A 9,551-nucleotide genomic window follows, 5' to 3' on the forward strand; every position below is an offset into this window, starting at 1 on the left:
CCGAACGCTGTTTAAATGTAGTAGTATTTATCTTACTTACGGGGTGTACATGTTGAACTCTTATCCGCCGGTTTTCCCCTATTCCGAGACGATGAATGATTTTACCGAACCGGCGCCGCCGCTTGATATGAAAGAGATATGTTCGAAGTACGGGGCGTCGATTTTTTTTCGAAGATGGGCCGCGACGGTCCTGGACGCTGTAATCGGACTTTGCCTGCTCGGGATACCGTTCATTATCCGGCATTATTACGGAGAAGACGCCTATTATACGGCATTCGGGGTCTTTACTTTATGCTGTTTGTTTTATTACTTGTTTCTTGAAGGATATTCGGGCTACACGTTCGGCAAGTTTGCGCTGCGTGTTCGCGTCGTGAATCAGGAGGGGAGAGCTCCGGGGTTTGTCAAATCGCTGCTCAGGACTTTGCTTCGCCTGTTTGAAGTCAATCCCTTCTTCATTGGCGGCCTTCCCGCAGGGATCAGCGTCCTGGCTTCGCAGAAGAAGCAGCGGCTGGGCGATATGGCTGCGAATACATACGTCGTCAGGACGCGAGATTTGGAGCAGGAGGCGCAGGGCAAAACGACGGCTATGATCGTCTTTTTCTCCGGTATGCTGCTGGTAGCATTGGTTTCCGCGGTCTGGGGCCTGTATGCAATAGGTGCGGAGAGCGGCAAATTAAAAATGTTTCACAGCAGCGACAGGCAGTTTCACGTCTCGGCCCCTTCCGGCTGGACAGCCGACAAAAGCTTGAACGAGGACGCAGATATCGCCATTTCCAACCGGTATTCGGAAAAATATTTGTTGGTCATGTCGGAATCCAAAGACGATTTCGATGAGGATATGACGGTCGAGGACTTCGAAAATTTGGTCGAGCGGCACATGATGAAGCAGTTGGACGGAGCCCGCATGAAGGAGCGTCCTTATCCCGTCACCGTAAACGGTAATGACGGTTATCAATTTGTGCTGCAGGGAAAAGTGGACGGATATTCGATCACTTATATCATTACAGCGCTGGAAACTTCGGATCATTTCCATCAAATTCATACATGGACGGAATCGGCGAAATATGAACGGGTGCGCGAGGAGCTTCTGAATATCGTATCCAGTTTCAGCGACGCCGCCGAAATTTCCATTTGAAAAAAGGGCCGGTCACCAGGAGGTGGTGACTGGCTCTTTTTTTGCGAAGTGCAAAACATGGACCTCCCGCCGCCTCCCGCCGGCTAAACCTGCAAAAAAGCGACGGGCTAGGATAACCGGAAGGAGTCCGATTTGTGGACAGCCGCTTTTACCCAACGTGAGCCTCTCCCGGTGTAGGTCGCAGAACTGGGCAGGAAGCAGCCTGACAGGGAGAAAACCTGCGAAAGTGCAGGTTTTTTTCGCGAAATCGGCTCGTTTTGGTGAAAAACCTGCAAATGTGCAGGAATTTTCGCTGAAAGTGATCCTGAGTCCATGTATTTGCTGAAAAGCCTGCACTTTTGCAGGAATTGTTCGCGGCCGCCGATCAAGGACGCAAATTCATGTATTTTGCAGGTTTTCTTCGTGCAGCCGGGCGGATTGCGGCTCTTGCCTTTGACGCGGGGGGGTCTGGGCATTTTGCAAAGGGAGCCCTTCTTTGTAGTAAAGAGCGGGGGACAGCAGGATGAAAAATATATGCACCTGGCTGAATCCGTACCGGCAGAGCAGCGCGTGCATGTCCCGAGCGATTGTATCGTGCATCTCCTGTTCCCGCGGAAACATCAATATTTCCAGCGAAAGGGGCGAGTTGGCAATCAGCTCCGCCTGAAGCAGCTCGACTTTCACTTTTTCATGAAGGAGATGGGCCGCTTCCGCGAACGTTTCCACGATTTCTTGGGAAATATCGGATAAAAAATGTTTGTCAAAACCTTTGAATCTAAGATAAGGCATGTCGGTTCCTTCTTCGCAAAGTAGTTGGAATTGTGCCATTATAGTCTAGTAAAAATAGCACATGGAAATCAAAATAAATATTAGATCGAATCATTCTCGGTTTTAGAATGAAGGAACCGCTTAAGAGCGAATCGTCACCCCGGTATGAAGCGGGACAAGCCTGGCTAATTCGAGCACGTCATGGTTGTGCAGCCGGATGCAGCCGTGCGAAACGTGCCGTCCGATCGAGGAAGGATCGTTCGTGCCGTGAATGCCGTAGTGGGGCTTGCTGAGCCCCATCCAGAACGCTCCGAACGGGCCTCCGGGGTTCGGCACTTTATTGATAATGGTAAAGTGCCCGGTCGGCGTTTGCGTGAGCATTTTGCCTATGCCGATCGGATAAGATTTGACTACCGTATCGCCATCCAGGAGATAGAGCCGGAAGCTGGGAAGGTCGATAATGATGCGGTATTTGGGCATGATCGAATCACCTCGCTATATTCTATGCGGCGGGCGATGCGGCAAATTCAACTGCGACAAAAAAATAACAGTTGTTGTTATTTACCCGAAAACGCTGAATACAATATTAATGTGAGAGCGCTGCCATCTGCATGCCGGCCGGTCGGCTCCATTCATGTCATTCTTTTTCACGTGTGCGAAACAGCCCAATCGTTTGGATGGGTTTATTATATAAGAGAAAATGTAATCGCTTACAACGTGTGATATGAAAGGGAAGGCGCCCTGCGTCCGACCTTGCATATACCATATGGGAACTTTTCCAAGTTTTCATATGAAATTACATGAATGGAGGGGCATACATGAAGTTTAAACATGCCGGCAGCCCGATTGCTGCGCTTACCATGGCGGCAGTCATGTTCACAGGATGCACCACACCGCCGCCTACCACCGCGAGTCAGCAGCCCAGTCCGACAGTGGGGCAAGAAACCGCCCGGACCGCAACCCCGCAGCCGACGGCGGCACAGCAAGCAGGGACGGGCGACGCCAAGGAAACGCCGAGAAACGAGACGCTTTACGTCAACGGTTTGCAGTGGGGGGCTCCCACCAACTTCAACCTGCTCAGCGGCAACCCGGCTTTTCCGATCAACTACGGAAATTCCCGGGAATTGATTTACGAGACTTTGTTCATGATCAACCAGTTGGATGGCAAAATGGAACCGCTGCTCGGCTCCAAATACGCCTGGACCGACGACATGACTTTAAAAATCGATCTGAACAAGGATGCGAAATGGAGCGACGGCAAGCCTTTTACGGCGGACGATGTCGTCTACACTTACAAGCTGGCGAAAAAATATGACATTAACTGGAGCAGTTACTGGGCTTATATAGAGGATGTATCCGCCGACGGAGCGAATGCGGTCAACATCAAACTGAGCAAATCGAATCCGAACAAGCTTACGGTGCTCGAAAGCATCGAAATGATCCCCATGCTTCCGAAGCATGTATGGGAAGAGGTGGAGAAGAAGGCGGGCAACGACCTGGCCGCGATCCGCAAGGAAGTCAATGCCGATCCGGTAGGAACGGGTCCGTACAAAATGTATTTTTACAACGACCAAAAAATTGTCGTCAGCCGGGATGACAACTATTGGGGCAAATCGCTGTTCGGCAAGCTTCCCGCGCCCAAATATATCGCGCATATCATTTACAAGGATAATGCCGCAGGCGACCTTGCTTTCAAGAACGGCCAGGTCGACGTATCCCAGCAGTTCACTCCGCAGGTATGGAACATGTGGAAGAACGGCGCTCCCATCAAAACGTATTTGAAGGACGCCCCTTACTATTTGCCGGGCTCGATGCCGTCCATTTTCTTCAATTTGTCGAAAAAAGGGCTTGATAATGCCGATGTCCGGCGGGCGCTCGCGATGAGCATCGACTACAAAAAAATATCCGATCTCGCCATGAGCGGATATTCGGCGGCCATGCAGCCTTCGCTGACGCTGGCCACCGACGCCGAAGCCAAGTATGTCGATCAGGCCGCCATCAAGCCGCTGCAGTGGACGACGGACGTCAAAGGCGCGAACGAGCTGCTCGACAAAATCGGCGCAAAGAAAGGCGCCGACGGCATCCGCGTGCTGAACGGCACAAGGCTCGGGCCTTACGACATCGAATGTCCGTACGGGTGGTCCGATTGGAACGCCGCGCTGGAAATCGTGGCGCAAAGCGCCAAGGCGATCGGCATCGAAATCAGAACGAAATTCCCCGAGGCGCCGGTATGGACCAACGATTATCAGACAGGCAAGTTCGATATCATTATGAACACCCCGGCCGGCGGAGTCAGCCCGAGCCAGCCATGGAACAGGGCGCGGACGATTATGTACTCCAAGGGCGTTGCGCCGATCGGTGAAATGGCGTTCTGGAACTGGGGCCGGTACAAAAACGACAAGGCGGACGAAATTATCGATAAAATCCCGACCCTATCCGACGGGGCGCAGCTTAAAAATCTGTATACGGACCTTACCACAATGTGGCTGACCGACGTTCCGTCCGTGCCGCTGATGTACAGACCATGGGTATTTCATACCGTAAACGAAACTGTTTGGAAAGGGTTCCCTGTGGACGGCGACGGAAGCAACATTCCTCCGCAGATCGCCATGGACGGGGCCGGCGTCAGAGCGCTGTATCAAATTCATAACTAACCGGAAAGGGGCCTGTATGGGAGAAGCGGATTTGTCCTGTATAGGCTTCTTTTTGTCCGAAAAGCTCAAGCAGGAGGTGCTCAAGCTTTGAATGCCTATGCCAAATATTTTGTCAAAAAGTTGTTCTGGTATTTGCTTACGCTCGTCATAGCGGTCGCCTTAAATTTCATTTTGCCGAGACTGATTCAGGGAAACCCTGTCAGCAGCATCGTCTCGCAAGTGACCCAGGGCATGACCGACAGCGATACGATCAAAAAAGTGTACGAAACGTTCATGACCGAATTCGGCGTCGATAAGCCGCTCGGCACGCAATTTGCCATCTACGTTAAAAACTTGCTGACAGGCAACCTGGGTACGTCCTTCGGCCTGTATCCGAAAAAAGTGACGGACATTTTGGCTTCCGCCATTCCGTGGACGGTTGCGCTCCAACTGCCCGCCATATTGGTCGGGTGGCTGCTGGGCAACATGCTCGGCGCCGTAGCGGCTTACAAAAAGGGCGTTCTGGACAAAGTGATTTTTCCGGTCGCTTTATTTATTAATTCGATTCCTTTTTTTACTTTGGCGATTATTATGCTGTTCGTCTTTGCGCTTCACTTGCATTGGTTTCCGCCGTCCGGAGGGTACGATTACCAGATGATTCCGAACCTGAGCATGGATTTCATCCTTTCCGTCATCAGGCATCATACGCTGCCGTTCCTCTCGATTGTGCTCGTAACCATCGGCGGGCAGGCGATCGGCATGAGGGAGATGTCGATTTATGAATTGAATTCCGACTATGTGCTGTACAGCAAGCTGCTCGGCATCCGCGATTCGAAAATCGCCAAGTACGTGTTTAAAAATGCGATGCTGCCGCAAATTACCGGCCTCGCCTTATCGATCGGCACGATGGTCGGCGGTTCGCTCATTTGCGAAATCGTATTCAGCTATCCAGGCATCGGCACTTGGCTGTTTACGGCGATCCGGCAGCTGGATTACCCGCTCATCTCCGGCTGTACGCTGTTGATCGCGGTCACCGTACTGCTGGCGAATTTCCTGATCGAAATCATTTACGGCATTGTCGATCCGAGAATCAAGGCTGCGCAAATGGAGGATCAATGACTATGACGCATACGGTCCGAATTTTACTGAAATCTCCCAAATTTATGATCGGAGCGGTGGCACTGGTGATCATGCTGGCGCTAGTTACCGTATACCCGCTTATCAACCGCAGCGATCCGCTTGAGATGGTCGCGCTCGCTTTCCAGCCGCCGGGCGGCGGCATGATTTTGGGCTCGGACAACTTTGGCCGGGACATTTTTCTCGAGCTGATGTACGGGATACGGACTTCCGTCAAGGTAGGGCTGATCGCAGGCGTCTGCGCCACCGTCATCGGGCTCGTTATCGGGCTGGCCTCGGGCTATATCGGGGGCTTGTGGGACAACATTTTGACGACCGTCACCAACATTTTTATCGTCATCCCGTCTTTTATTATTTTGATTCTGGTCTCGGTCAGCATCAACTCCCGGAGCTCCCTTGTGACGGCGCTGATCATCGGCATAACGAGCTGGCCGTGGACGGCGAGGTCGGTGCGGGCCCAAACAACTTCGCTGCGGGGCAGGGACCATGTGAACATCGCCAAAATTTCCGGACACAGTACGCCGACAATTATCGTTTCCGAAATTCTTCCTTACATCGCCTCCTATGTCGTCATGGCTTTCGTTCTGCAAACCGCATCCGGCATTTTGGCGGAAGCTTCCATTTCCATGCTGGGTCTGGGGCCTTACAACACCATTTCGCTCGGTATTTTGATGAACTGGGCTTTGGTGTTCGAAGCTCCGGTGGCAGGGGCCTGGTGGGCGTTCATTCCGGCGGCTTTCTCCATTGCGGTCATTACCTTCTCGCTGTACATGATGAATACGGGGATGGACGAAATATTCAACCCTAAAATAAGGAGCTAGCTATGAGCAAACTTATTCTGGAAGTGAAAAACTTAAAAACCTATTACAAAACCCGGTTAAAAGAAAAGGTGTACGCGGTCGACGGAGTTGACTTCGTGCTGGAAGACGGCAAAACTTTGGGGATCGCCGGCGAGTCCGGCTGCGGCAAGTCCACGCTGGCACTCAGTCTGATGGGCTTTTATTTCGCTCCGCTCTATTATGGCAGCGGCTCCATCTCGGTCGACGGCACGGATATTATGAAGCTTGACAAGGAGCAGCTCAGGAAACAGGTCTCCGGCCGGGAAATCGCCTACATTCCGCAAGCGGCCATGAACGCGTTAAATCCGACGATGAAAATCATTCGCTTTATTGAAGATATAATGAAAGAGCATCGGCCCGAGCTGACCAAACAGCAGGTGTGGGCGCTGGCTGCGGAACGTTTTGAAACGTTGAATTTGTCGCCGAACGTGCTGAATGCGTATCCGAATGAGCTTTCAGGAGGCATGAAGCAAAGAACGGTGATCGCGATTTCCACCATACTGAACCCGAAAGTGCTGATCGCCGATGAACCGACCTCCGCGCTGGACGTCACCTCGCAGAAGGCGGTGGTTAAGCTTTTGAAGGATTTGCTGGAAAAAAAGTTCATCCGCTCGCTCGTGTTCATTACGCATGAACTCCCGCTGCTCTACCATGTTACCGACGATATTGTCGTCATGTACGCCGGCGAAATCGTCGAAAGGGGGACGTCGCACCAGATGATTTTCGATCCGCTTCACCCTTACACGAAAAAGCTGATGGGCTCCATTATCGTTCCCGAAGAAGGCATGAAGCGGCACAAGCTGGCAGCGATTCCGGGGGCTCCGCCGAACTTGAAAAACGTGCCCGACGGGTGCAGGTTCGCAGATCGCTGCTCCTATGCGCAGGATGCGTGCAAGGCGGGCAAAGTAGCCGGCGTAACGGTGGATGGCCGCATGTACCGGTGCCATTTTGAAGTCCGGACGTTAAAGGAGTGGTCTGCGAATGAGCGGCAGTGACGTACTGATTAGCGGGCAGCAGATTACGAAAGTTTTCGGGTACGGCAAAAACAAGACGACCGCCGTGCAGGATGTGAGCTTCGACTTCCGCGAAGGGGAGATCGCCTCCATCGTCGGGGAAAGCGGCAGCGGCAAAACGACTGTGGCCAAAATCATCATGGGGCTGCTGAAGGAGACAAGCGGGACTATCGAGTACAAGGGGGAGCGGCGGCAGCTAAAAACGCACGCAAGCCGGAAGGCGTACTGGAAAGATATCCAGGCAATATTCCAGGACCCTTTTTCCTCGTTCAATTTGTTCCACAAAGTCGACAAGCTGCTGATGGATTGCATCAAACTGCAAGGGCTGAAGCTGACCAAAGAAGAGCAGTTTCAGAAGATGAAAGAAGCTTGTTCGTTCGTCAATTTGAAATTTGAGGAGCTGTACAACAAATATCCGTTCGAGCTTTCCGGCGGGCAGATGCAGCGGCTTATGATCGCGCGGATTTTCATACTGCACCCGAAGGTGCTGATTGCCGACGAGCCGACATCGATGGTGGATGCCTGCTCCCGCTCGACGATTCTCGATATGCTGCTGAAGCTGCGCGATGAAAACAACATGACGATCATTTTCATTACGCACGATGTCGGGCTGGCCTATTATGTAAGCGATACGATATACATTATGGAAAAAGGCAAAATCGTGGAAAGAGGCAGCGCGGAGGACATCATTCTCCATCCGTCGCACCGGTATACGAAGCAGTTGATCGCCGACGTGCCGAAAATTCATTCAGCCTGGAATCTGGCTTGAACATGCGGAAAGACGCCTTCCCGAACCCGAAGGGGGGCGTCTTTTTGCGTCTTTCGCGTGCCGGGCGGGGCTCGTCCGCGGAGTACCGGCGCGGGCGAATCCCGGGCGCGCGTTGTGCCGCCGGGCACATGGCGGCGGTCGCCCCCGCGCGACGGTAGAAAGCCTGCACTTTCGCAGGCTATGGAGAAACCCGCGCGTCAGAGCCGGCCGGTCGCACCATCCGCCTGGTTGCGTGAAGAAAACCTGCAAAAGTACAGTTTTTGCTCGACGGATGCGCCGGCCACGGCATATTCCTGCAAATGTGCAGGCTTTTCGCCGCGAACATGGGCTCAGGTTCATTTTTGGCGAAAATTCCCACTGGCTTTGCAAACAAAACCCTAACTGTGGGATGAAACCCATATAAAGGTATTCGAGATGAGATGGCACGCATGTAGTTGAGTGTCGTTTGGTTGCAATTTACTATAATTCGATATATATATAAATTTTACCATTCCACTTTTCTTGGAAGTATCGAAAAAAGTCAACGTCCGCCTAAGTCTAGACAATACCCATAATATACCTTTTATGTTTAATTGATGCTTATTTGATTACAATCTGTTGGGCCTTTAACTTTTTAGGATGTTTTCGGGTGCGTCCTCGTTTGGCCTTTTTTCGTCGTCCTGCCGATAAGCGCTCCGGCTCCCGGTTGAGAGCCTGAACGAATACATCCCACGTGTGGAACCAATAATGCCGCATCGTTTTGAGAACCGTCCATGTCGTTTCTTTGGTTTGCGCTTCTTGTTTGACGAGCTCGCTTAACCCGTATGCGATAAGTGCGATGTAAATCTGGTTCCATACTGCTTCCGGTTTGTGGTTGAATAACTTTTTGATCTTCAAATGGCTTTTGATCCACTTGAAAAACAGTTCGATGAACCAGCGGCTTTTGTACATCTCAGCAATCTCTTCCGCGGTATGCTTCCAAAGACTTGTCACTACCCGGTAGACTCGCTGTTTGTCGTCCGTGTATTCCACCAGCCGAAGCTGGANGAGCTGGAAACATTCTCCGCTCTTCAAGTCTTTGACTTCCACAAGCGCATCTTTGAGGATATTCGAGTTCGCTGGAACCGGAAAGTCTTTCAAAACGCGGAAGCTGGAATTTGCCTTCACTCGAGCGACAAACGAGATTTTTCGCTGCGACCATTCATGGTACAAGTGGTAATTGAGATAGCCTCGGTCGAACACATAGATCGCATCGTCCTCCACCACTAAGGAAAGCGCCCCCGCTTGGTCGGACACCGC

9 protein-coding genes are annotated in these 9,551 nt (G+C 51.9%); 6 read left to right on the forward strand and 3 right to left on the reverse strand.

What is annotated here, in order from left to right:
• Positions 1-49 precede the first annotated feature (49 nt).
• On the forward strand, positions 50-1,135 hold the full coding sequence (locus AC0LWT_RS33885; protein ID WP_474685901.1) for an RDD family protein: 1,086 nt from the start codon (positions 50-52) through the stop codon (positions 1,133-1,135).
• A gap of 378 nt (positions 1,136-1,513) precedes the next feature.
• On the opposite strand, the gene AC0LWT_RS33890 is transcribed toward AC0LWT_RS33885, so the two are convergent.
• Together AC0LWT_RS33890 and AC0LWT_RS33895 are read right to left on the reverse strand one after the other, a co-directional pair.
• Complete coding sequence (locus AC0LWT_RS33890; protein WP_474685903.1) at positions 1,514-1,903, reverse strand: DUF1904 family protein; 390 nt, start codon at positions 1,901-1,903, stop codon at positions 1,514-1,516.
• Between the two features lie 120 nt (positions 1,904-2,023).
• Entirely contained in the window at positions 2,024-2,362 is a 339-nt protein-coding gene (locus AC0LWT_RS33895; protein ID WP_474685905.1) for a L,D-transpeptidase, read from the reverse strand.
• A 338-nt stretch (positions 2,363-2,700) separates the two neighbouring features.
• Between AC0LWT_RS33895 and AC0LWT_RS33900 the strand changes: the two genes are divergently transcribed.
• The 5 genes from AC0LWT_RS33900 to AC0LWT_RS33920 all read left to right on the forward strand — a co-directional run bounded on the left by AC0LWT_RS33900 (position 2,701) and on the right by AC0LWT_RS33920 (position 8,273).
• Complete coding sequence (locus tag AC0LWT_RS33900; protein ID WP_474685907.1) at positions 2,701-4,536, forward strand: ABC transporter substrate-binding protein; 1,836 nt, start codon at positions 2,701-2,703, stop codon at positions 4,534-4,536.
• 87 nt (positions 4,537-4,623) lie between these two features.
• Entirely contained in the window at positions 4,624-5,634 is a 1,011-nt protein-coding gene (locus AC0LWT_RS33905; RefSeq protein WP_474685909.1) for an ABC transporter permease, read from the forward strand.
• A 2-nt stretch (positions 5,635-5,636) separates the two neighbouring features.
• A complete protein-coding gene (locus AC0LWT_RS33910) occupies positions 5,637-6,473 on the forward strand; it encodes an ABC transporter permease (protein ID WP_474685911.1) in 837 nt (278 codons plus the stop codon).
• Positions 6,474-6,475: 2 nt separating this feature from the next.
• On the forward strand, positions 6,476-7,486 hold the full coding sequence (locus AC0LWT_RS33915) for an ABC transporter ATP-binding protein (protein WP_474685913.1): 1,011 nt from the start codon (positions 6,476-6,478) through the stop codon (positions 7,484-7,486).
• A complete protein-coding gene (locus tag AC0LWT_RS33920; RefSeq protein WP_474685915.1) occupies positions 7,473-8,273 on the forward strand; it encodes an ABC transporter ATP-binding protein in 801 nt (266 codons plus the stop codon). The genes AC0LWT_RS33915 and AC0LWT_RS33920 overlap by 14 nt, the downstream gene beginning before the upstream one ends.
• Before the next feature lie 579 nt (positions 8,274-8,852).
• On the opposite strand, the gene AC0LWT_RS33925 is transcribed toward AC0LWT_RS33920, so the two are convergent.
• Entirely contained in the window at positions 8,853-9,548 is a 696-nt protein-coding gene (locus AC0LWT_RS33925) for an IS4 family transposase (RefSeq protein WP_474685919.1), read from the reverse strand.
• Between the last annotated feature and the right edge of the window lie 3 nt (positions 9,549-9,551).

Source organism: Paenibacillus sp. sgz302164 (assembly GCF_056120505.1).

Coding starts and splice junctions, on each gene's coding strand:
- AC0LWT_RS33920 (WP_474685915.1), top strand. CDS start 7,473: ATGAGCGGCAGTGACGTACTGATTAGCGGGCAGCAGATTACGAAAGTT.
- AC0LWT_RS33885 (WP_474685901.1), top strand. CDS start 50: ATGTTGAACTCTTATCCGCCGGTTTTCCCCTATTCCGAGACGATGAAT.
- AC0LWT_RS33900 (WP_474685907.1), top strand. CDS start 2,701: ATGAAGTTTAAACATGCCGGCAGCCCGATTGCTGCGCTTACCATGGCG.
- AC0LWT_RS33910 (WP_474685911.1), top strand. CDS start 5,637: ATGACGCATACGGTCCGAATTTTACTGAAATCTCCCAAATTTATGATC.
- AC0LWT_RS33895 (WP_474685905.1), bottom strand. CDS start 2,362: ATGCCCAAATACCGCATCATTATCGACCTTCCCAGCTTCCGGCTCTAT.
- AC0LWT_RS33890 (WP_474685903.1), bottom strand. CDS start 1,903: ATGCCTTATCTTAGATTCAAAGGTTTTGACAAACATTTTTTATCCGAT.
- AC0LWT_RS33915 (WP_474685913.1), top strand. CDS start 6,476: ATGAGCAAACTTATTCTGGAAGTGAAAAACTTAAAAACCTATTACAAA.